20 protein-coding genes are annotated in these 20781 nt (G+C 70.9%); 11 read left to right on the top strand and 9 right to left on the bottom strand.

Going from position 1 to position 20781, the window contains the following annotated elements:
- Nucleotides 1–66 precede the first annotated feature (66 nt).
- Both QBE02_RS09235 and QBE02_RS09230 read left to right on the top strand, forming a co-directional pair.
- Nucleotides 67–1278, top strand: coding sequence for an ROK family protein (locus QBE02_RS09235; protein ID WP_056225652.1), 1212 nt, complete (start codon nt 67–69; stop codon nt 1276–1278).
- A 100-nt stretch (nt 1279–1378) separates the two neighbouring features.
- On the top strand, nt 1379–2164 hold the full coding sequence (locus tag QBE02_RS09230; RefSeq protein ID WP_268103030.1) for a lytic transglycosylase domain-containing protein: 786 nt from the start codon (nt 1379–1381) through the stop codon (nt 2162–2164).
- A 37-nt stretch (nt 2165–2201) separates the two neighbouring features.
- Here QBE02_RS09230 and QBE02_RS09225 read toward each other — a convergent pair whose 3' ends face one another.
- The 6 genes from QBE02_RS09225 to purS form a co-directional block, all read right to left on the bottom strand.
- Nucleotides 2202–3131: a 2-hydroxyacid dehydrogenase gene (locus QBE02_RS09225; RefSeq protein WP_268103031.1), complete on the bottom strand. Its 930-nt coding sequence runs from the start codon at nt 3129–3131 to the stop codon at nt 2202–2204.
- Entirely contained in the window at nt 3128–4606 is a 1479-nt protein-coding gene (locus tag QBE02_RS09220) for an NAD(P)/FAD-dependent oxidoreductase (RefSeq protein WP_279365461.1), read from the bottom strand. The genes QBE02_RS09225 and QBE02_RS09220 overlap by 4 nt, the downstream gene beginning before the upstream one ends.
- Entirely contained in the window at nt 4603–5097 is a 495-nt protein-coding gene (locus QBE02_RS09215; protein ID WP_268103033.1) for an ureidoglycolate lyase, read from the bottom strand. Before QBE02_RS09215 ends, QBE02_RS09220 begins: the two co-directional genes overlap by 4 nt.
- Nucleotides 5098–5198: 101 nt before the next feature.
- Nucleotides 5199–5903 carry a GntR family transcriptional regulator gene (locus QBE02_RS09210; RefSeq protein WP_056225667.1) on the bottom strand — a complete coding sequence of 235 codons (705 nt, stop codon included), beginning with the start codon at nt 5901–5903 and terminating at the stop codon, nt 5199–5201.
- A 123-nt stretch (nt 5904–6026) separates the two neighbouring features.
- Nucleotides 6027–6734: a phosphoribosylformylglycinamidine synthase subunit PurQ gene (gene purQ, locus QBE02_RS09205; protein WP_279365460.1), complete on the bottom strand. Its 708-nt coding sequence runs from the start codon at nt 6732–6734 to the stop codon at nt 6027–6029.
- Nucleotides 6731–6979, bottom strand: a complete 249-nt coding sequence (purS, locus tag QBE02_RS09200; RefSeq protein ID WP_243497100.1) for a phosphoribosylformylglycinamidine synthase subunit PurS — start codon at nt 6977–6979, stop codon at nt 6731–6733. Before purS ends, purQ begins: the two co-directional genes overlap by 4 nt.
- Before the next feature lie 243 nt (nt 6980–7222).
- On the opposite strand from purS, the gene QBE02_RS09195 reads away from it, so the two are divergent.
- The 7 genes from QBE02_RS09195 to QBE02_RS09165 all read left to right on the top strand — a co-directional run bounded on the left by QBE02_RS09195 (nt 7223) and on the right by QBE02_RS09165 (nt 15295).
- The gene (locus QBE02_RS09195; RefSeq protein ID WP_279365459.1) at nt 7223–8497 is read left to right on the top strand and encodes an ABC transporter substrate-binding protein; all 1275 of its coding nucleotides are present in this window, start codon (nt 7223–7225) and stop codon (nt 8495–8497) included.
- A gap of 76 nt (nt 8498–8573) precedes the next feature.
- The gene (locus QBE02_RS09190) at nt 8574–9659 is read left to right on the top strand and encodes a carbohydrate ABC transporter permease (RefSeq protein ID WP_279365458.1); all 1086 of its coding nucleotides are present in this window, start codon (nt 8574–8576) and stop codon (nt 9657–9659) included.
- Nucleotides 9656–10561: a carbohydrate ABC transporter permease gene (locus tag QBE02_RS09185; RefSeq protein WP_279365457.1), complete on the top strand. Its 906-nt coding sequence runs from the start codon at nt 9656–9658 to the stop codon at nt 10559–10561. The genes QBE02_RS09190 and QBE02_RS09185 overlap by 4 nt, the downstream gene beginning before the upstream one ends.
- A 29-nt stretch (nt 10562–10590) precedes the next feature.
- The gene (locus tag QBE02_RS09180) at nt 10591–12045 is read left to right on the top strand and encodes a GH1 family beta-glucosidase (protein ID WP_279365456.1); all 1455 of its coding nucleotides are present in this window, start codon (nt 10591–10593) and stop codon (nt 12043–12045) included.
- A 307-nt stretch (nt 12046–12352) separates the two neighbouring features.
- Entirely contained in the window at nt 12353–13588 is a 1236-nt protein-coding gene (locus tag QBE02_RS09175; RefSeq protein ID WP_279365455.1) for a DUF222 domain-containing protein, read from the top strand.
- On the top strand, nt 13516–14022 hold the full coding sequence (locus tag QBE02_RS09170) for an HNH endonuclease signature motif containing protein (RefSeq protein WP_279365454.1): 507 nt from the start codon (nt 13516–13518) through the stop codon (nt 14020–14022). Before QBE02_RS09175 ends, QBE02_RS09170 begins: the two co-directional genes overlap by 73 nt.
- A 259-nt stretch (nt 14023–14281) precedes the next feature.
- A complete protein-coding gene (locus QBE02_RS09165) occupies nt 14282–15295 on the top strand; it encodes a LacI family DNA-binding transcriptional regulator (RefSeq protein WP_074696118.1) in 1014 nt (337 codons plus the stop codon).
- Between the two features lie 8 nt (nt 15296–15303).
- On the opposite strand, the gene QBE02_RS09160 is transcribed toward QBE02_RS09165, so the two are convergent.
- A complete protein-coding gene (locus QBE02_RS09160; RefSeq protein WP_279365453.1) occupies nt 15304–16389 on the bottom strand; it encodes a sensor histidine kinase in 1086 nt (361 codons plus the stop codon).
- A complete protein-coding gene (locus tag QBE02_RS09155; RefSeq protein ID WP_279365452.1) occupies nt 16386–17060 on the bottom strand; it encodes a response regulator transcription factor in 675 nt (224 codons plus the stop codon). Before QBE02_RS09155 ends, QBE02_RS09160 begins: the two co-directional genes overlap by 4 nt.
- A 273-nt stretch (nt 17061–17333) precedes the next feature.
- Between QBE02_RS09155 and QBE02_RS09150 the strand changes: the two genes are divergently transcribed.
- On the top strand, nt 17334–19742 hold the full coding sequence (locus QBE02_RS09150; protein ID WP_279365451.1) for a bifunctional lysylphosphatidylglycerol flippase/synthetase MprF: 2409 nt from the start codon (nt 17334–17336) through the stop codon (nt 19740–19742).
- Nucleotides 19743–19917: 175 nt separating this feature from the next.
- Nucleotides 19918–20508: a hypothetical protein gene (locus QBE02_RS09145; RefSeq protein ID WP_279365450.1), complete on the top strand. Its 591-nt coding sequence runs from the start codon at nt 19918–19920 to the stop codon at nt 20506–20508.
- A gap of 19 nt (nt 20509–20527) precedes the next feature.
- On the opposite strand, the gene QBE02_RS09140 is transcribed toward QBE02_RS09145, so the two are convergent.
- The gene (locus QBE02_RS09140; RefSeq protein WP_279365449.1) at nt 20528–20662 is read right to left on the bottom strand and encodes a hypothetical protein; all 135 of its coding nucleotides are present in this window, start codon (nt 20660–20662) and stop codon (nt 20528–20530) included.
- Between the last annotated feature and the right edge of the window lie 119 nt (nt 20663–20781).

The raw sequence follows: 20781 nt of genomic DNA, 5'->3' as shown, positions 1-20781 counted from the left end.
TCACCCGCGATCCACGCTTTCGGCCCCGCCGCGTCGTGATGCGATGATGGGGGAGGTGCGCCTCTCATGACCCCTGCCGTGTTCGAGCCTGCAACCCCGCTCGCGCCGCCGGCTGGCCGTACGACGAACGATCTGATCCGTCAGCAGAACCTCTCGTCCGTCCTGTCGCTCCTCCACTCCCGGGGTGCCCTCTCGCGCGCGCAATTGGGCGCGACGACGGGACTGAACCGCTCCACCGTCACGGGTCTCGTGATGGAGCTGACCGAGCTCGGCCTCGTCCGCGAAGCGCCGAGCGGGGAGCGCACGGGCAAGGTCGGCCGCCCCACCCTCGACCTCGAGCCCGAAGACCACGTGGCCGCGCTCAGCGTCCGCGCCGAACCGCACGCGGTCACGGTGGCTCTCGTGGGTCTCGGCGGGGTGGTGCACGCGCGACTCCGCCACGACACCGCGACCGCCCCCTCGCCGAAGCGTTTCGTGCAGATCGTCGCCTCGTCCGTCGAGGCGATGCGCGCCGACATCGATCGGCACTACCGCGTGGTCGGGGCGGGCCTCGCGGTCCCCGGTCTCGTCAACGCCAACGGTTCCGTCCTCGTCTCGCCGACCCTCGGCTGGAAGCGCGATCCCGTCGCCGCGCGCTTGAGTGACGAGCTCGGGATGCCGGTGGCCGCGGGCAACGACGCCAGCATCGGCGCTCTCGCGGAGTCGCGGTTCGGCGTGGGGGTCGGCGTGGGCAACCTGCTGTACCTCGGCGGCGCGATGCACAGCATCGGCGGGGGACTGATCATCGACGGCACGCTCCTGCGCGGGACGTCGGGCTACGCCGGCGAGCTCGGCCACACCGTCGTCGATCCCCGCGGCCGGCCGTGCGTGTGCGGGCGGCGCGGGTGTCTCGAAGCCGAGGTCAGCCTCGACCTGATCGAACCGCTCCTGGGGCGGCGCAAGCTCGACGAGGACGAACTCGACGTCGAGCTCGGTGTCGCCCGCAACCCGCGGGTCATGACCGAGGTGACCCGCCAGGTCGAGATGCTCTCGCTCGCCCTGACGAACTTCGTCAACGCCTTCGCGCCCGAGACCGTGGTGCTCTCGGGCTATCTCGGAGCCCTGCTGTCGGTGAGTCGCGAGCGCCTCGCCGACGCGGTGCGCGTGCACCCGCTCGGTGCCGAGGGGCGCACGATCCGCCTCGAGAGGGCGCATCTGCGCTCGCGCCTCATGCTCGTGGGCCCGGCCGAGCTCGCGTTCGCCGACCTGCTGGCGAACCCCGCCGGCTTCCGCGGCTGACGCGGCGCCCCGCGTCGTATCCCGCCCGTTCACCGCGACGTCGCCGCGCGCGTCTACCGTCGCGGGGTGCGCTCGACCCGACGGGCGTCGGGAGGTGTCCGTGGACCTCGATCAGGCTCCGCGCCGGCCGTTCTGGCCGTGGGTGCTCGCCCTGCTCGTGGCGCTGGTGGCCGTCGGCGTCCTGTTCACTCAGGCGCAGGCGATGGCGCGCGTCGCCGAGCGCGGCGGCGTGGCGGCACCGTGGCCGGCTCCCGCGTCCCTCTCGTCGAGCGAGGCCGACGCGGCTCCGGCGGTTCCTGCGCAGACCGAGCGACGGACGCCGACCGCGGTCGCGGTCGACGCGCAGTGGAGCATCACGGTCGCGGGGCGCATCGGCATCCCGGAACGGGCTCTGCGGGCGTACGCGTCGGCGGCCCTCACCGTCCAGCGGGAGCAGCCCTCGTGCGGTCTGGGCTGGAACACCCTCGCCGGGCTCGGGGCGATCGAGTCGGGCCACGGCACCCATTCCGGCGGGACTCTGGATGCGGAGGGCTACCCGGATCCCCCGATCCGCGGGATCGCGCTCGACGGATCGCAGAGCGCGGTGATCCCCGACACCGACGGCGGCCGTTTCGACGGCGACGCGACCTGGGACCGGGCCGTCGGACCGCTGCAGTTCATCCCGGCGACCTGGGAACGATGGGGTGCCGACGCGAACGGCGACGGAATCGCCGATCCGAACCAGATCGACGACGCGGCCCTCGCGGCCGGTCGCTACCTGTGCGCCGCGGGCGAGATGACGAGCCCCGCGGGGTGGCGGCGGGCCGTCTTCTCGTACAACCACCTCGACAGCTACGTCGACGACGTCGCCGCCACCGCGAACGCCTACGCGCGCCTCGCCGGCTGACGTCGGGTCGCGGCGCGCGGGCGGAAAGCGGGGGCGATCAGCCGCCCAGCACCACGTTCAGCGGCTCCTCGCCGCGGTGCACGCGCTCGATCTGCCGCCGCACGAGTCGGGCGATGCGCGGGCGCATGGCATCCGTCGCCCCTCCCACGTGCGGAGCGATGAGCACCCCGTCGAGAGCCCACAGCGGGTGGTCCGCGGGGAGGGGCTCGGGGTCGGTGACGTCGAGGGCCGCGCGGATGCGGCCACGGCGCACGTGATCGACGAGGGCGTCGGTGTCGATGAGCGGACCCCGGCCGACGTTCACGACGAGCGCGCCGTCGGGGAGCGCCGAGAGCGCGCGGTCATCGATGAGGTGGCGGGTCGCGTCGCCGCCGGGAAGGGACGCGATCAGGATGTCGGTGTCGGCGAGCACCTCCTCGAGCTTGCCGAGGGGGAACACCTCCACGTCGTCCTGCAGTCGTCCGTGCGAGGCGACGGCGCGCAGCGTCACCTCGAACGGCGCGAGGCGGGCGGCGATCGCGCGGCCGACGCCGCCGAAACCGAGAAGGGTCACGCGGGCGTCGGCGAGCCCGGGGGTCATGCCGCCCGTCCACTCGCCGCGATCCTGCGCGCGGACGAAGTCCGGCAGGTGCCGCTGCGCCGCGAGGGCCAGGGCCACGGCGAGCTCCGAGGTGGCGGTCTCGTGGACGCTCGAGGCGTTGGAGAAGACGATCCCCTCGGGCAGGCGCCCCTCGACGTTGTCGTAGCCGATCGACTGGCCCTGCACGAGGCCGACCTCGATCTCGGAGAGGCGCCCGATGACGTCGTTCATCGACATGTACGGCGGGACGATCATGTCGAACCTGTCGCGCGGGGCCGGTCCCGTCATATCCCAGACGACCACCTCGACGCCCTCGGGCAGATCGCCGAGGTCGTCACGGAGTTCGTCGGTGGGCACGGACACGATGAGGGGGGTCGGGGTGGTCACCGGAGAGACGCTACTCCGGTCGCCTCGGCGGGCTGCGGAGGTTGCGGGCGGCGCCCGATGTGCACCCCGACGGGCACGTCGTAGGCGAGGTACTCCCGCAGCAGTTCGTCGGAACCGTGCTCGAACAGTCGCCGAGAGAGGGCGGCGGCCAGCTTGGTCGCTCCGCCGACGAGCCCGGGGATCTGGTGGCTCAGCATCCCCTGGCTGAGGCGCGCGCCGTGGTTGAACATGTGGATCCGCGACAGCGCCGAGGCGTCGGGAGCGCTCCGGCTGACGAGACCGAAGTCGTCGTCGAGATAGGGGAACGCGGCGAGCCCGGGGTTCTGCGCCGCGGCCTCCGGAGTGAGGCGGTCGCTCCACAGCGTGGCATCCGCGGCGATGGCCGACAGCTCCGGCCTCCGCTCCAGGTCGGCCACGATCCCGGTCGCCGACAGGACGACGTCGTAGTGATGGATGCCGTGCGGCGTTGTCACCGCGATGTCGCTGCCCGTCCACTGCACGTGCTGCCACGGCGACGACGTGAAGAAGCGGAAGGCGTCGAACGCGTGGGCGCGCCAGAGGGCGTTCTGCGTGGCGGGCTGGTCGACCGCCGACAGGTGCACGTTGAAGGCCCACTTCTGCGTGTCGCTGAAGGCGCCGTAGTTCTCGATGAGACCGGCGAACTCCATCCAGCGGTAGGGGCTGACCTGGGGCATGGCGGGGCGCCGCATGTGCACCTCGACGCTCGCGGCGCCGTGCTCGAGCGCGGTGGCGGCGTTGTCGAACGCCCCCGTCCCCGCGCCCAGCACGCCGATGCGCAGACCCGCGAGGGAGGAGAAGTCGATGTCGTCGTGCGTGTGGTGCACGCGGCCGGCGGGGAGCCCCTGCAGAAGGGCGGGGACATGCCGCCCCCCGGCTCCCTCGATCCCGGTGGCGAGGACGACGTGCCGAGCGGGCAGCATCCATTCACCGTCCGGGCCCTCGAGGTGCACCTCGATCGGCCCGTCCCCTCCGGTCGGGGTGAGCGACCGCACGCGCGTGGAGGGGACGACCGTGAGGGCGGACACCTCGCGGTACCACCGCAGGAAGCCCTGCCAGGCGACGGTGGGGAAGTACTCGATCGCGTCCCACGCGTCGGTTCCGTAGACGGCCTCGAACCAGGCGCGCGGGCTCACCGCGGGCGTTCCCCAGGTCGGCCAGGCGATGTCCTTGGGTGTGCGCAGCGTGTGCATGCGCGCGTAGGTGCTCCAGGGGCCGGTCGCATCGGCGGGCGCGGCGTCGATCACCACGACGTCGTCGATTCCGCGCCGACGCAGTCCGCGCGCCAGGACGAGTCCGGCCTGACCGGCCCCGACGATGACCACGGGACGGATGCCGACTCGCTGGCCGACCCACGAGCGTCCGTCGCCGGCGCTGAGGGCGCTCTGGTGCGCGGCCTCCCGTTCGAGCGCGGCGAGTCGGGCCGCCGCGTCGGGGAGCGGGGTCAGCACGGTCATTCCCCGTCGACCACGACGCGGACGCCGAGGGTGTCGTCGAAGCGGTGGTTGTGGTGGTCGGTGACGTTGGTGTCGTCGAGCTCGAGGTTGACGAAGTCCATGCTCGGCTCGGCGAAGAAGGGACCGGCGTGCCACGTGCCCTTGCGCATCGTGATGGCGGTGCGCGGCGGGATGCGGAACGCGCGCAGGTCGTCGAGAGCGGGGGCGTCGATGCCCGGGGCGGCCACGGCGATGGTCCACTCGACGTCGCCGACCGCCATGAGGGTCTGGGTGGTCTCGAGGTGGCGCGTCACGCGCACGAACTCGGGGGCCTTGTCGTCGAGGTGCATGAGGTAGAAGCGGGGGATGCCGTTCGACACGTCGAGTACGGCCTCTTCGGCCGTGAACGGGGTGCCGTCCTCCATGGGGGTCAGGATGACCCCGAAGGGGTCGAAGGTCGCGGGGGTGACGGTTTCGGCGGTGAGGCGGTGGACGGTGAGGGTGTCGGACACGGGAGCTCGCTTTCGTCGGCTCCCTCGACCGTACGCTTGTCCAACAAGCGGTGATGTCACTTGTCCGACATGTTCACCACGCTGTTACGCGGGGGAAACGCTCACGATCGCACCCGACGGATCAGCGCGTTGCGCAGGCCCGTCGGGGCGGCCAGCTGCACCTCGCGCGACCAGTACCCGATCGCGTCGTCGGCGCCGTACCCGCAGTAGGTCATCTCGATCACGGGCGTACCGGGTGCGCTCGACAGGATCCCCGCCCTCTCGGCGTCCAATCCGACCGCCTCCATCCACAGCGTCTCCCAGGCCACGCGGACGCCGTTCGCCGCCTCGGCGAGATCGAAGACCGGGCGATGAGGGTCGAGCGCGGCGTCACGTGCCACGGGGACGAGATCTTCCGCCAGGGCGTAGGGGGCGCCGTCCGCGCGCCACATCTTCACCGTCCGCAGTACGCGGGTGCCGTCGGGGAGATCGTCGAAGCGGTGCGCACCCGGGGCGAGGTCGAGGCGCTCGGACGAGACGAGGTCGAGGGACGCCTCGTACCCCGCGGAGCGGATCGAGAGCGAATGATCGAACTGCTGGTCGATGCGGCGGCCGACGCCCGCGAGTCGACGGTTCGACGTGGTCCGCGCCCCCTGGGTGCGGTGGACGTAACCCCGCTCCTCGAGTCGGATCAGCGCCTCGCGCACCGAGTTGCGGCTCGCCCCGAGCATCTCGGCGAGACGCGGTTCGGAGGGGAGGGGCGCTCCCTCGCTGCTCCAGAGGGCCAGGATGCCCTCGATGATCGGGTCGGGATCGGGTACGCGCACGGACTCATCCTCCCTGATCGACCCCGAGTCCATCACTCCCCGCGCGTCGCGGGAGTCCGAGGGGGCGCCGTCCTCCGGCGACGATCCCCGGCCCCCGTGCGGGGGGCGAGGTCGCGGGTGACGTCAGGCCGCGGCGCCCACCACGGCGGCGATCGCCGAGGTGAAGAAGCCCAGGCCGTCGACACCCGAACGCATGGCCGCGGTTGTTCCCGGGCCGAAGCCGGGCTCGACGGCGTGCTCGGGGTGCGGCATGAGGCCCACGACGTTGCCCCGCTCGTTGGTCAGCCCCGCGATGTCGTCGAGCGAACCGTTCGGGTTCACGCCGACGTACCGGAAGGTCACGAGCCCCTCGCCGTTCACGCGCGCCAGGGTCTCGGCATCCGCGATGTATCCGCCGTCGGCGTTCTTCAGCGGGATGACGATCTCGTCACCCTCGGCGAAGTCGCTCGTCCACGCGGTCGAGGCGTTCTCGACGCGCAGGCGCTGGTCGCGACGGATGAACTGCTGGTGGGCGTTGCGGATGAGGCCGCCGGGCAGCAGGTGCGCCTCGACGAGCATCTGGAAGCCGTTGCAGATGCCGAGGACCGGCATGCCCTTGTCCGCGGCGTCCTTGACCTCGGCCATGATCGGCGCGAAGGCCGCGATGGCGCCGGCGCGCAGGTAATCCCCGTAGCTGAAGCCGCCGGGCAGGACCAGAGCGTCGACGCCCTTCAGATCGTGCTCGCCGTGCCAGAGGGCGACGGGCTCGCCGCCGGCGAGACGGATGGCGCGCTGGGCGTCGCGGTCGTCGAGGGAACCGGGGAAGGTGATGACCCCGATGCGAGCGGTCACTCGACCACCTCGATGTTGACGACGTCCTCGATGACGGCGTTCGAGAGCATCTCGTCCGCGAGCTCGCGGACGCGGGCGAGAGTCGCCTCGTCGACCTCGCCCTCGACGGTGAGCTCGAAGCGCTTGCCGATGCGCACGTCGGAGAAGCGGTGCTCACCCAGGCGCGAGAGGGCGCCGGCCACGGCCTTTCCCTGGGGGTCGAGGAGCTCGGCCTTGGGCATGACGTCGACGACGATGGTGGGCATTGCAGCTCCAGGAGTCGGGTGGCGTGGTGAAGGCCAGTCTACGGGAGGCCCGCCTCCGTCTCCGCCCGGTCTGTCGGGGCTCTGGCGATGCCCCGGGTGACGTGAGGTAACGATCCGGATGCTTTTCCTTGACCTCGTGGGAGCGATCCCATAGCGTCTACCCCGATCGGTGAGAGCGCTCCCACGCCATGTTGGTGGAGTTCTCCGCAGCGCCGGTCAGCACCCACCACAAAGGAGTGATCTGTGAAAAACCGCGCCCTGCGTCGTGTGGCCCTTGTCGCCGCCGTCGCCTCCACCTCCGCCCTCGTGCTCGCCGGCTGCTCCGGCGGCGGGGGCTCCGCCTCGGGCGGTGACGGACCGGTGACGCTCACCGTCGCCACCTTCAACGACTTCGGGTACACCGACGCACTCCTCAAGGAGTACATGGACGCGCACCCGAACGTGAAGATCGTGCACAACAAAGCCGCGACGAGCAACGACGCCCGTGCCAACTACTTCCAGAAGCTCGGGAAGACCGGCCTCGCCGACATCGAGGCCATCGAGGTCGACTGGCTCCCCGAGGTCATGGAGTACGCCGACCTGCTCGCCCCCGTCCCCGACGACCTGAAGAGCCGCTGGCTCGACTACAAGGTCAAGGCCGCGACGAGCTCCGAAGGCAACCTCATCGGCTACGGCACGGACATCGGCCCCGAGGGCGTCTGCTACCGCTCCGACCTGTTCGCCGCCGCGGGCCTGCCCACCGACCGCGAAGAGGTCGCCAAGATGCTCCAGGGCGACTGGTCGACGTACTTCGCCGCGGGCGACAAGTACGTCGCCGCGACCGGCAAGCCGTTCTTCGACTCGGCCGGAGGCACCTACCAGGGGGCCATCAACCAGGTCGAGGACGCCTACGAGAACCCCGACACCGGCGAGATCACCGCCACCAAGAACCCCGAGGTCAAGAAGATCTACGACCAGGTTCTCAAGGCCAGCGCCACGCAGTCGGCGCACCTCGGCCAGTGGTCCGACGACTGGATGGCGGGACTGTCCAACGGCGCCTTCGCGACCATGCTCTGCCCGGGCTGGATGCTCGGCGTCATCGAGGGCAACGCGCCCGAGGTCAAGGGCTGGGACATCGCCAACGCCTTCCCCGGCGGCGGCGGCAACTGGGGCGGCTCGTATCTGACCGTCCCCTCGAACGGCAAGAACGTCGCCGCGGCGCAGGAGCTCGCGGACTGGCTGACCAGCCCCGACACCCAGATCAAGGCGTTCGAGAACGCGGGGACCTTCCCCAGCCAGACCGACGCGCTCAAGAACGACACGCTCTTGAGCAACACCAACGCCTACTTCAACAACGCCCCGGTCGGTCAGATCCTCACCGATCGCGCCGAGGCCGTGAAGGTGTCGCCGTACAAGGGCGCGTTCTACTTCCAGATCAACGACGCCATGCAGAAGGCGCTCACACGAGTGGAAGACGGAACCCAGGATGCCGCCACCTCGTGGCAGCAGTGGGTGACCGAGGTCGACGCCCTGAAGTGACCGACGCGGGCGGATACCGGGGGTCGCAGCACCGGCCCCCGGCATCCGCCCCTCGTCTCGAGGAGGAGACACCACCGTGACAAGCACACTCGAACGGCCCACTCGGTCGGCGCCGGCGCCCGCCGGCGCGCGGCAGCCGCGACGCATCGGCTTCGGCCAGCGCCGCAGCGCGTGGGACCTGAAGTTCTCGCCGTACCTCTACATCTCGCCGTTCTTCATCCTGTTCGCGATCACGGGCCTCTTCCCCATCGCGTACACGGCCGTGATCTCGTTCATGGACTGGGACCTGGTCCGCAATTCCGGCCACTTCATCGGCTTCGACCAGTACGCGTGGGTGCTCTCGCAGCCCAAGTTCTGGGTCGCTCTGCGCAACACCTTCAGCATCTTCCTGCTCTCGAGCGTTCCGCAGCTGATCCTCGCGATCTTCATCGCGGCGATGCTCGACCAGAACATCCGCGCCAAGACGTTCTGGCGCATGAGCGTGCTCATCCCCTACGTGATGGCCCCTGTCGCCGTCGCCCTCATCTTCAGCAACATGTTCGGCGACCAGTACGGCGTCGTGAACACCACCCTGCAGAACCTCGGTCTTCCCGCGGTGCCCTGGCACTCCGACGCGCTCGCGAGTCACGTCGCGATCGCGACGATGGTGAACTTCCGCTGGACCGGGTACAACACCCTGATCCTCCTCGCGGCGATGCAGGCCATTCCTCGGGAGTTCTACGAGGCGGCCACCGTCGACGGTGCCGGCAAGGTTCGTCAGTTCTTCTCGATCACCCTGCCCAGCCTCAAGCCGACGCTCATCTTCGTCATCATCACCTCCACCATCGGCGGACTGCAGATCTTCGACGAGCCCCGCATGTACGACCAGTACGGCACGGGCGGCGCCGACAACCAATGGCTGACCGTGACGCTCTGGCTCTACAACATCGGGTGGGGCGAGTGGAACTTCGGCCGGGCGGCTGCGCTCGCGTGGATCCTCTTCCTGATCATCCTCGTCATCGGCGCGATCAACATGCTCGTGACCCGCTCGCTCGTCCGCGACGAAGGCGGCCGCGACCAGCGGTCCCGTCGAGAGCGACGCGCACAGGCGCGCGCCGCACAGCAACGTCTCGAGGCGGACGCCGCCCGCCTGTCCACCCCCACGAAGGAGGCGCGTCGATGACCGCCGTGACCCCGGCCCCCGTGCCCGTGATCGATCGCGACCCGCCCGCCCGTGGGCGCCGCCGTCCGCGTGCCGTGCGCGGATCGCGCCCCGGCTGGTTCGTCTACGCCGCCCTCGGCGCCGTGCTGCTAGCCAGCGTGTTCCCGTTCTACTGGTCGCTGCTGATCGGCTCGGGCGACGCCTCCACCGTCCGCGACCCGAACATGTCGTGGATCCCGGGTGGGAACTTCCTCGCCAACGCCGCGGCCGTCATGGGCGACCCGGCGGTCAACTTCTGGCCCGCGCTGATGAACTCGGTGATCAGTTCCGGGATCATCGCGGCATCCGTCGTCTTCTTCTCGACGCTGGCCGGGTGGGCCTTCGCGAAGCTGACCTTCCGCGGCGGCCCGTGGCTGCTGCTGTTCGTGGTCGGCACGATGGCGGTGCCCATGCAGCTGGGCGTGGTGCCGCTGTACATCCTCTTCAGCGAGCTCGGGTGGACCGGTCAGCTCGGGGCCATCATCGTTCCGGCGCTCACGAGCGCGTTCGGGGTGTTCTGGATGACGCAGTACCTGCGCCAGGCCGTCCCCGACGAGCTCATCGAGGCCGCGCGCGTCGACGGGGCGACCTCGTTCCGCACGTTCCTCACGGTGGGCGTGCCCGCCGCGCGCCCGGCCGCCGCGATGCTCGGACTGTTCACCTTCGTGAGCGCGTGGAACAACTTCTTCTGGCCGTTCATCGTGCTCGATCGCCAGAATCCGACGCTGCCGGTGGCCCTGTCGCTCCTGCAGTCCAACTACTTCGTCGACTACTCGAAGGTCCTCGCGGGCGTGCTGTTGTCGACGATCCCGCTGCTGGTGCTGTTCGTCTTCGCGGGCAAGCAGCTGGTCAGTGGCATCATGCAAGGGGCGGTCAAGGGATGACCCTCGCGCCCACGGAAGGAACCCGATCCATGTCCCACTCCCGTTCGTTCCCCGAAGGCTTCCTCTTCGGCGCCGCCACCGCGGCCTACCAGATCGAGGGGGCGGCCTTCGAAGACGGCCGCACGACCTCGATCTGGGACGCGTTCAGCCGCGTGCCCGATGCGGTGATCAACGCCGACAACGGTGATGTCGCGTGCGATCACTATCACCGCTACGCCGGTGACGTGCAGCTGATGAAGAAGCTCGGCCTGCAGACGTACCGCTTCTCGACCTCGTGGTCGCGCGTGCGCCCCGACGGGGGAGAGCTCAACGCGAAGGGCGTCGACTTCTACAAGCGCCTCGTCGACGAGCTGCTGGATGCCGGCATCCTGCCCTGGCTCACCCTGTATCACTGGGACCTTCCGCAGGCGCTGCAGGACAGGGGTGGGTGGACCGTCCGCGAGACGAGCGACCGCTTCACGGAGTACGCGCTCGACATGCACGACGCCCTCGGCGACCGCGTCGACGTGTGGACCACCCTGAACGAGCCGTGGTGCTCGTCGTTCCTCAGCTACACCGCGGGGATCCACGCCCCGGGCCACTACTCGCAGGCCGAGGGCATGCTCGCCGCTCACCACCTGCTGCTCGGCCACGGCCAGACCGTGCGCGAGCTGCGCGCGCGCGACTCGTCGCTCAACCTCGGACTCACCCTGAACCTCACGGTCGCGGATCCCGTCGACCCGGCGAATCCCGCCGACCTCGACGCCGCGCGTCGCATCGACGGGCAGTTCAACCGGTGGTTCCTCGACCCGGTGTTCCGCGGGGAGTACCCGGCCGACATCATCAAGGACTTCCGCAAGACGGATGCCGAGGCGGTGGCGCGCTGGCAGGAGGCCGTGCAGCCCGGCGACCTCGACGTCATCTCGACTCCCATCGACTCGCTCGGCGTGAACTACTACCACGGCGAGTTCGTCGGCGGCACGGCGCCCGAGGTCGACCCGCCCGCGGGGGATGCGCCCACCCCGCGCCCGGTCGGCAAGCCCTTCCCGGCCCACGAGAACCTGTACTGGCACGACCGCGGCCTCGCCCGCACCAACATGCACTGGGAGGTGCAGCCCGAGGGGCTGACCCGCCTTCTCGAGCGGGTGAGCGAGGACTACTCGGCCGACGCGGGCGTGGCGCTGTACGTCACCGAGAACGGCGCGTCGTACGACGATGAGCTGGTCACCGACGGCGGCGAGGCCCGCGTGCACGACGTCGAGCGCGTGGAGTTCGTCGAAGCGCACCTCGGAGCGGTTCTGGATGCCGTGGACGAGGGCGTCGACGTGCGCGGCTACTTCTACTGGTCGCTCATGGACAACTTCGAGTGGGCCTGGGGCTACGAGAAGCGCTTCGGCATCGTCTACGTCGACTACGCCACGCAGGAGCGGACGATCAAGGACTCGGGGCTCGCGTACGCGCGGGTCATCGCCGACCGCGCACTGGAGTCGGCGACCGTCGGCTGACGGTCATCTCTCCGGGGCCGGTCACGCAACGGCCCAAACGCGACGCATAACGCGCCCCAGAAGCCGCATGCCCCCTTGCCGGGCATGCGGCTTCTGCTGCGCGCGCCCTGGCGGGTGAAACGGGACGGTGGAGCATGAGCGGGGCTGCACCGCGCTGTGTTCGACGGCGGGACAGGCGATGGGGTCGAACAGCGTCTCGAACGTTGCCGAGCCGGGGATAACGGCTCGACCATGCGGGGTGTCGGCGAACAGCTGGCCCTCGATATCGCCCCGATCCAATGTCGGAGGTCGGCGATAGCGTTCTGCCATGACCCGCCCCGCACCCTCCGCGCACCGGCCGATGCCAGCGCTTCGGGAGTGCGATGGAGCGCCGTGGCCGAGCGACGACGAGCTGGAGTTCGAAGCGGAGTGGGCGGCGTTTCGTGAGAGCGGCGATGTCGAGTGGGGGACGGATGCCGGCACCCCGGCGCCCGGCGACGGATTGGCCTCTCCTGTGCCGAGCGAGCCGCGCGGGTATGTGCCGCCCGACGGTCCCGGCGACGTCGATGCGTGGGAGGGGGACGGCTTTGTGCGCCCGCTCGACAGCACGGTTCTGGCGATGTCAGATGTCGATGCGCGGGTGGGGCACTTGGAGAATGTGGTCGCCGAGCGGCCGCGGGCCACTGCTGAGGAGTGCCGCCTGATCCTGGCGATCCTCGACGACGCCGCATTCGACCCCACCCCCTGGGTCGGGCCCGACCCCACGCTCGACCGTGCCTGGGTTGATTCCCGGGGCCGCACCCCGGGTGCGGTGCGCCCGGACCGCGTCGATCTCGCCGAGCGGGCCGCGGTCGCGGAGATTGCGGTGCGGCTTCACCTGTCCGAGCAGACGGTCCGCACGCGCGCGGCGCACGCGCAGACCTTGGCGGTGGGGTGCCCGAAGCTGTGGGCCGCGTTCGGTGAGGGGCGTCTCTCCGAGAAGCACGCGGTCGACGCGGCCCGGTTGGCGTCGACGCTTCCCGCCGGTGACGCCGACGCGTTCGAGCGTTTCGACGACGAGGCGTGCCCGCCGGCGCTGGTGCTGACCCCGGCGAAGTTCGCTGTCGCGGCGCGCGCGATCCGCGAACGCGTGCACGCTGAATCGATCGAGGCCCGCCATCGCCGCGCCGCGGTGGATCGGGGGGTGTGGATGAGAGCGGAGCTGGATGGCATGGCCTCCCTCCACGCGCTGCTCCCCGCTGACCGGGCTCGGGCCGTCATGTCGCGTCTCGACAAAGCCGCCCAGCACCTGCGCGCCGCGCCCGACGAAGAACGCACCCTCGCCCAACTCCGCGCTGACGCGTTTGCCGACCTCATCACGATGACGGTCGCCCCGGCTGTCTCGTCCACCACTTCCGCCCCGAACGCGACCGCGGACGCCCCGCCCATGGGGGACCGACCGCTGACGCCTCGGCCGAGAACGCAGCCACCCCATCCGCGGCACCAACCGGATTGGCCCCGGACGCCCCACGCACGTTCCGCTCCGCCCCGCCGGCGGCGGTCATCGTCACGGTTCCCGCGCTGACCCTCCTCGGCCACGACGCCGAACCCGCCACCCTCGAGGGCTACGGACCGATCGACCTCGACACCGCCCGACGCCTGGCTGGCACCGCGAGGTCGTGGATCCGGCTGCTCACCCACCCCGTCACCGGCGCACCGCTCGTGCTCGACCGCAGAACGTATCGGGTGCCCGTCGCCCTGCGGCGGTGGCTGGGCATCACCTCACCCATCTGCGTCTTCCCCGGTTGCGCTCGCGCCGCACGAGACTGCGACATCGATCACCTCACCGCCTGGGCCGACGGCGGCACCACCGACGACGACAACCTCGACCCCGAATGCCGCCATCACCACCGCGTCCGGCATGAGAGTCGCTGGGACATCGACGATCACCCGGACGGCGACACCGCCTGGATATCTCCTCTCGGCGGCACCTATAACACCGACCCACCACCCTTCTGAAGCGCAGCCCTCCCCGCTCCGCACGTGAGGGACCGACTCGTCCCTTTCCCTCCCCGCCACCGGGCGGGAACGGGTGCGCGGCCGCTCTTGGCCCCCATCGAAAGACGCAGTGGGCTCCTGGAATTCACCCGCCGATGCACCTGGTCGGGCGACGATGAACTCGTGCGCCCGCAGCGCCCGCAGTACGCTCGCAGCAGCGCTCAGCGCACCTGGCCACCCGAAGCGCGGTGCAACACCGCCGTCCCGAAGGAGGGAAGCGATGGATCTCGCATCCGTGCGGGGTGCCGCCACGATCGAAGAGGTCGCGGCGCGTGCCGGAGTATCGCGATCGACGGTGTCGCGTGTCGTCAACGGCTCCACCGCCGTCTCGCCCTCCGCCCTGGAGTCCGTGCGCCGGGCGATCGACGAGCTGCAGTACGTGCCCAACCGTGCGGCACGCTCTCTCGCCAGCAGGCAGACCCGCGCCATCGCCCTGGTGATTCCGGAGCAGACCGATCGCTTCTTCGGCGACCCGTTCTTCGCCTCGATCGTCGCGGGCATCGGCGAGGTGATCGGGGAGTCCGACTACATCATGAACATGCTCATCGCGAGCGACGACGCCAGCGCCAAGGCGCTCGGCTACCTTCGCGGCGGGAGCGTCGACGGGGCGATCGTCGCTTCGCACCACACGAGCGACACCTTCCTCGACCGGGTGGCCGACGTCGTCCCCGTCGTCTACGGCGGTCGGCCCGCCCGTATCCGCGCCGACGACTACTACGTCGACGTCGACAACGTCGAAGGCGGGCGCGTGGCCACGGCGTACCTGCTCGCGCGCGGTCATCGGCGCGTGGCGACGGTCTCGGGCCCGTCCGACATGCCCGCGGGCATCGACCGCCTGCAGGGGTTCCGCAACGCGATGGCGGAGGCGGGCATCGAACCGGCGGCCGTGGAGAACGGCGACTTCACCGAGATGGGAGGCGCCCTCGCGATGACGCGGATCCTGTCGAGCGGGGTCGTCCCCGAGGCGGTCTTCGTCGCGAGCGACCTCATGGCACGCGGCGTCTACGGCGTCCTGCGCGACAACGGCCTCGAACCCGGCCGCGACGTCGCCGTCGTCGGCTTCGACGACTCCGCGGTGTCGACCGCCGTCACCCCGGCGCTGACCACGGTCCGGCAGCCCTCTCTGACGCAGGGCCGGCACATGGCATCCGTTCTGCTCGACATCCTCGCCGGGCGTCCCGCGGCTCACGCGACGATCCTTCCGATCGAGGTCGTGGAGCGCGCCTCGGCCTGAGGACGTGATCAGGGCGCGGCGGGCAGGCGCAGGTCGATCTCGTACCCGCCGTCGGCGAGGGGGCCCGCGCGGAAGGACCCGCCGAGCATGTGCGCGCGCTCGGAGAGCCCTAGGTGTCCGAGCCGCGCCGTCGGAGCCGGGTCGGGGCGCGGACCCGGGGAGGCGGCGTTGCGGAGGGCGACGTGCACGGCACCCGTGTCCGTGCTGGTGGCCGTGACCTCGACGCGCGCCCCGGGGGCGTGCTTTCGCACGTTCGTGAGGCCCTCCTGGATCGTGCGGTAGACCGCGCGCTGCGTCGCCGGAGGCAGACCCTCGCGCAGGTCGATGCGTGCGTCGACCTCGAGATCGACGGGATGCAGGATCTCGTCGAGGTGACGCAGCGTCGGCTGCGGCCCGAGCGGGGCGGCCTCGGGGCCGTCGGCGCGGAGCACGAGCAGCATCTGGCGCAACTCCGCGAGGGTCGTGGAGGCGAGGGTGCGGATCGTGTCGGCCGTCTCGGCCACCTCGGGATCGTCGGCGCGCACCATCAGAGCGCCCGCCTGCACGGTGATCAGGCTCACCTGGTGCGAGACGACGTCGTGCATCTCGCGCGCGAGGTGTGCGCGCTCCTCAGCGACCGCCTCGCGGGCGACGCGCCGGTTCTCGTCGGCCCGAGCGCGGCGGAGTTCGTCGAGGCTGGCGGAAAGCCGACTCTGGTTCCGACGCAGTCGGCCGAGCGCCACGGCGCCGCCCGACGTCATCGTGGCGTAGACGATCGCGAGGACGTGGTCGTTGACCGAGGTGAAGGTGTCCCACGACAGACCCAGGCCCAAGAAGGTGATCGCGGTCGCGGCGACGAGCCAGATCATCCCCGTCGCCGCGCTGGCGACGGTGTACAGGGCGATGACCGAGGCGATCGGCCCTCCGGTGAGGAAGAGGGCGGGCAGGGCCAGGGCGAGCGAGAGCAGCGGCAGCCGCCGGCGCAGCAGCAGGCCCGCGGCCCCCACGAGCGTCAGCACCAGCTCGAGCATGTCGGTGGTGTAGAGCCCGAGCACCCCGTCGAGCGCGGCGACGGCGACGAGCCCCAGGTCGATCAGCACATCGCGGCGCTTCATCGCGCCTCCTCGTCGCGGAGCAGCCCCGCGCGCTCCGCCACGAGGGCCGCCTGCACGCGACCGTCGACGTCGAGCTTGCCCAGGATCGTGCTGATGTGCGCCTTGACGGTGGCGGGGCTGAGGAACATCGCCGCCCCGATCTGGATGTTCGACAGCCCCCGACCCAGCTGCACGAGGATCTGACGCTCGCGCGGACTCAGCGCGTCGATCAGGTGGGTGTCGGCGGCGGGCTCGGGGCGCAGATACCCGGCCACCACCGCGCGACTCACGGTGGGCGAGAACACCACGCCGCCGCCGTGGAGGGTGCGCACGAGCTGGGGGAGCTGACGCGGATCGGTGTCCTTCACCAGGAACCCGGCCGCGCCCGCGTCGAGAGCCGAGGCGATGTGGTCGTCGGAGTCGAAGGTGGTCAGGATCGCCACCGTCATGTCCCACCCGGCCGAGCGGATGTCGCGGAGCACGTCGAGGCCGTTGCGTCCCGGCATCCGGATGTCGAGCAGGACCACATCGGGGCGGGCCTCGGCGAGGACCGCCATGGCGTGGACGCCGTCGGCGGTCGCCACGACCTCGATGTCGCCGGCGGCGCTGAGGATGTGCGAGAAGCCCGAGCGGATGAGCGCCTCGTCGTCGATGACGACGACGCGGATGACCGGAAAGGCGGTGGATGCCATGCGACCAGGCTAGGCACTCCGGGGGCCGCCCGGATCACCCGATCGGCCCGCCGCCGGGGCCGACCGGCTGATGTGCGGGACGCGGGGTCTCGCGAGCATGGAGAGGATGCCGGTGGTCGGCGTGCGCACGCTCGGGGAGGACCGATGGTCGCGGTGATGGACAAGGTGCAGACGGCGCCAGAGGCGGCTCGGGCCCCGCGGCCGGAGCGCGGCGCGCCTCGGTGGGACATCCCCGGGCTCCTGCGCCGTCGTGTCGGAACGCTCGGAGTCGCCATGGCGATCCTCGTCGTCAGCGTGATCACCATCGTCACGCAGAGCACGTTCGAGGCGGGCCCGTTCGACCTGCGCGACATGCTGCTCGCCCTGGTGCGCGTCGACGACCCGCTCGTGCTCCTCGCGACCGTCGTGCTGACCCTCGTCGTCTGCGGTCTGGCCGAGGGGCTGATGGGCACGCGTCGACTGCTCGCCGCCTTCGTGGGCGGCGGCCTTCTCGTCTGCGCGATCGGCGAGGTCATCGGGTGGTTCGAAGAAACTGTCATCCCCGAGGTCTCGCTGAACGTCACCCCCGACACCGGAGCGCCGCCCATCGCGGCGCTGCTGTGCGTCGCGATCGCCGCGAGCTGCTTCGCCTCGCCGCTGTGGCGCCGTCGCATCCGCATCGGCGGGGCCGTCCTCGCCGTGACGATGTTCCTCTACGCCGCGTCGGCGTCGGACCTGTACACGCTCATCGCCCTGCCCGTGGGCATGGCGACCGGCCTCGTGCTCGGCGGGACGCGGGCCGTCGGCGTCCCGCGCAGCTCTCTCCGCGAGAAGCGCGTGCTGCTCGCCGCGCTCACCGCCATCACCGCGATCGGACCGGTCGTCGCGACCCTCTGGGGTTCGGGGGCCGGCGTGCTGTCGGTCTACAGCTGGCTGTCGTACGACCCTCTGAACGTGGCCGACGGGCTCGTGTGCGCGATCGGTTCGACGGGCGCCCCGTGCCCGAGCTTCGTCGCGACGTACACCGAGCTCCAGCCCGCCTCGGGGTGGATCGCCGCGCTTCCCCAGCTGGTGCTGCTGATCGCGGCCTGGGGGATCCTGCGGGGGCGGCGGGGTGCCCTCCACCTGGCCGTGGCGGTCAACGCCCTCACCTTCGTCGCGATGAGCATCCTGCTGATGCTGAGCGAGACCGACACGCTCGAGCAGCTCGCGACCGTGCGCGCCGCCTACGACGTCGCCGACGTCTGGCAGACGGTCGTCGGCATGGTCGTGGGCGCCGCCCTCCCGCTCCTCGTCGCCGCGCTGCTCATCCGGTTCCGCTCGGCCGTGCAGGTGCGCTCGACGCCCGCCGTGCGTCGGGCGTTCGTGCGGACGGTCGTGATCGCCGGCCTCGGGGCCCTGGCCCTGGCGCTGGTCGGGATCCTCGTGGCATCCGCCGACTTCCGTCCGTGGCCGAACGTGACGACGGTCCTCGCGACGCTGCCCCTGCGCCTCGTTCCGCCCTCGCTCCTTCCGCCCGAGGCGCTCGTGTTCGTGCCCATGACCGGGTTCGCGCAGGCCGTCTGGTACCTGCCGCCGCTGCTGTTCTGGGGGAGCGTGGTCGCCGCGACCGCCCGCTTCATCGTGCGCTCGGGGGCTGCCGAGGCCGCTCCGGATCGCGAGCGCGCGCGCTCGCTCCTCGCCGCGGGCTCAGGTGACACCCTCGGTCACATGACCCTCTGGCAGGGCAACGTGTACTGGTTCGCGGCCGAGGTCGAGGCGGCGATCGCCTACCGGGTGCGCGGAGGGTTCGCCGTGACCCTCGGCGGAGCCTTCGGACCGGATCGGGACGACCCCTCCGTCGGAGCGGGGTTCGTCGCCTTCTGCGAGGAGCACGGGTGGACGCCGGTCTTCTACAGCGTCGACGACGCCGAGCGCGAGCGGCTCGCCCCCTTCGGCTGGTCGGCGCTGCAGGTGGCCGAGGAGGCTTTCCTCGACCCGCAGACGTGGACGCCCGCCGGCAAGAAGCGTCAGGACGTGCGCACCGCGACCAACCGCGCCGCGCGTGAGGGACTGACCGCGAGATGGGCGCGGTGGAGCGAGCTGTCGTTCTTCGACCGCGGGCAGATCCGCGCGATCTCCGAGGCATGGGTCTCGGACAAGACGATCCCCGAGATGGGCTTCACCCTCGGCTCGACGGACCAGCTCGACGACCCCGAGGTGCGCCTGCTGGTCGCGCGAGACGGATCGGGGCGCATCACGGCGTTCACGAGCTGGATCCCGATCCACCGCGACGGGGCGATCGCCGGATACGCCCTCGACGTCATGCGCCGGCGCGACGACGCCATGCCCGGGGTCATGGAATTCCTCATCGGCGACGCCGTCGAACGGCTGCGCGAAGACGGGATGACCGTGATGAGCCTGTCGGGCTCGCCTCTCGCTCGACACTCGGTCGCCGACGAGGGTGCGCTCGGTCCCCTCGACCGCGGGTTGGACGTGATCAGCGGCCTTCTCGAGCCGGCCTACGGGTTCCGCTCGCTCGCGAACTTCAAGAAGAAGTTCCAGCCCGACTTCGCGCCGCTGTGGATGATCTATCCGGATGCCACGCAGATCCCCGCCATCGCCATCGCGCTGGTGCGCTGCTACATCCCGGGGCTCACCCTCCGCTCCGCCGCCTCGTTCGCCGCGCAGCTGCGTCGGCCGCGGGAGGCCGCCTCGCGATGACCCTGTCCGTCTCGTCACGAGGACACAGGGATGCCACGAGAGCATGCCGCGCGGTGGGGGCCGCGCCGGGGCGTGAGGCGACGCGCGAGCGGCGATACATTGAGGGCGGAATGAACGGGCGGCGCGGGGGTGCCGTCGCTTCCCAGAGGGGGGACTCGCCGTGCACAGAGCATCGATGCCGACCAGAGGGCGCGCGCCGATCAGAGGGGCGCTCGCCGCGGTGCTCGCCGCGACGATCGCCGTCGTGATGTCGGGTTGCTTCATGATCCCCCTCGTCGACGGGCGATCCCCATTCGACGACCCCTTCGGCTCGAGCGAGAGCGACATCGAGAAGGCGATCCCCCCGATTCAGGCGGCGCTCGACGAGAGCGGTGCCGGTGGTGACCGCTGGCACCTGGTGGCGGAGTCCGCGAGCGAGAACTGCGAGGGCCCGTGCAATCTCTACGTCGCGGTGCGCGTCGAGCCCGCCGACGTCGACGATCCCGACCGATGGGTGTCCGAGGAGGTGCTGCGCGAGACGCTGATCGCCGTGGTTCCGGTCGCGGAGAGTCAGCGCGTGGACGTTGCCGTGGTCTCCGGGTATCGAAAGAACGAGTACGGAGGCCCGATCAGCGCTGAGCTCTCGACCGCTGTCGAGTCGCTCTTCGGCGAACGAGTGCGTAGCGACCAGTTCTCTGCCACCTCGGACGAGAGCTACGGCGATGCGGAGGTGCACGCGTTCACGCGGACGCACACGAACGTCCTCGCGAGCATGGGCCTGGGCTGACCGGCTCCGTCGACGGCGGTCACGCCCACTCGGCGGTGGCGGGAACGACGCCGTGAGCGCGGTCGCTCGCCTCGGTCGCGTCGCGCAGCCATGCGGCCCCGCCGGGACGCACGCGGGCGTCCTCGGCGGTGAGACACTCGTCGGTGACGTCCATGCGCCCGAGGTGCACGTTCGTCTGCCGCGGAATCGGGTAGAGCGCCGATAGGGCCTCGCGGGGACGCTCGAGGGTCGAGTCACCGGTCGCAAGAACGGGCCGTTCCTGCGGAAATCGTC

It is taken from the genome of Microbacterium testaceum (assembly GCF_029761935.1).
Taxonomy (GTDB): Bacteria; Actinomycetota; Actinomycetes; order Actinomycetales; family Microbacteriaceae; genus Microbacterium; species Microbacterium testaceum_A.
This window is presented reverse-complemented; position numbering and strand designations above follow the sequence as displayed.

Coding starts and splice junctions, on each gene's coding strand:
- QBE02_RS09235 (WP_056225652.1), top strand. CDS start 67: ATGACCCCTGCCGTGTTCGAGCCTGCAACCCCGCTCGCGCCGCCGGCT.
- QBE02_RS09220 (WP_279365461.1), bottom strand. CDS start 4,606: ATGACCGTGCTGACCCCGCTCCCCGACGCGGCGGCCCGACTCGCCGCG.
- purS (WP_243497100.1), bottom strand. CDS start 6,979: ATGCCCACCATCGTCGTCGACGTCATGCCCAAGGCCGAGCTCCTCGAC.
- QBE02_RS09185 (WP_279365457.1), top strand. CDS start 9,656: ATGACCGCCGTGACCCCGGCCCCCGTGCCCGTGATCGATCGCGACCCG.
- QBE02_RS09180 (WP_279365456.1), top strand. CDS start 10,591: ATGTCCCACTCCCGTTCGTTCCCCGAAGGCTTCCTCTTCGGCGCCGCC.
- QBE02_RS09175 (WP_279365455.1), top strand. CDS start 12,353: ATGACCCGCCCCGCACCCTCCGCGCACCGGCCGATGCCAGCGCTTCGG.
- QBE02_RS09165 (WP_074696118.1), top strand. CDS start 14,282: ATGGATCTCGCATCCGTGCGGGGTGCCGCCACGATCGAAGAGGTCGCG.
- QBE02_RS09160 (WP_279365453.1), bottom strand. CDS start 16,389: ATGAAGCGCCGCGATGTGCTGATCGACCTGGGGCTCGTCGCCGTCGCC.
- QBE02_RS09155 (WP_279365452.1), bottom strand. CDS start 17,060: ATGGCATCCACCGCCTTTCCGGTCATCCGCGTCGTCGTCATCGACGAC.
- QBE02_RS09150 (WP_279365451.1), top strand. CDS start 17,334: ATGGCGATCCTCGTCGTCAGCGTGATCACCATCGTCACGCAGAGCACG.
- QBE02_RS09145 (WP_279365450.1), top strand. CDS start 19,918: ATGCCGACCAGAGGGCGCGCGCCGATCAGAGGGGCGCTCGCCGCGGTG.
- QBE02_RS09140 (WP_279365449.1), bottom strand. CDS start 20,662: ATGGACGTCACCGACGAGTGTCTCACCGCCGAGGACGCCCGCGTGCGT.